Source organism: Streptococcus mitis, assembly GCF_003944325.1.
Taxonomy (GTDB): Bacteria; Bacillota; Bacilli; order Lactobacillales; family Streptococcaceae; genus Streptococcus; species Streptococcus mitis_CW.
Map to the genome: position 1 here is coordinate 1 of NZ_RJPX01000123.1, position 505 is coordinate 505.

Below are 505 nucleotides of genomic sequence, written 5' to 3' on the forward strand. Positions count from 1 at the left end.
AAATGTGGACGTGACAGTAAGCGGCGTACCAAATGGCACAAAAGTGAAATTACCAGGTGTTAAAGGAGAGAAAGTCGTAACAGATGGCAAAGTAACATTGCCAAATGACGAATTACCAGAAACACCACAGACTGGAAAAGGAAGTGCGCAAGAAGAAGGCAAACTTCCAAAAGAAGGCACAAGTGACATCACAATTCCTAAGAAATTGGTAGAAAGTGGCACTCCAACCTTTACAGTAGGAACGCAAGATCCAACAACTGGAAATGTGGACGTGACAGTAAGCGGCGTACCAAATGGCACAAAAGTGAAATTACCAGGTGTTAAAGGAGAGAAAGTCGTAACAGATGGCAAAGTAACATTGCCAAATGACGAATTACCAGAAACACCACAGACTGGAAAAGGAAGTGCGCAAGAAGAAGGCAAACTTCCAAAAGAAGGCACAAGTGACATCACAATTCCTAAGAAATTGGTAGAAAGTGGCACCCCAACCTTTACAATAGGAACG

The 505-nt window shown here is 42.8% G+C and carries 1 protein-coding gene; it reads left to right on the forward strand.

All coding sequences use genetic code 11. From position 1 onward, the window contains the following. The coding region (locus tag D8787_RS11655) for a hypothetical protein (RefSeq protein ID WP_185776818.1) at positions 1–505 on the forward strand (505 nt) is incomplete at both ends.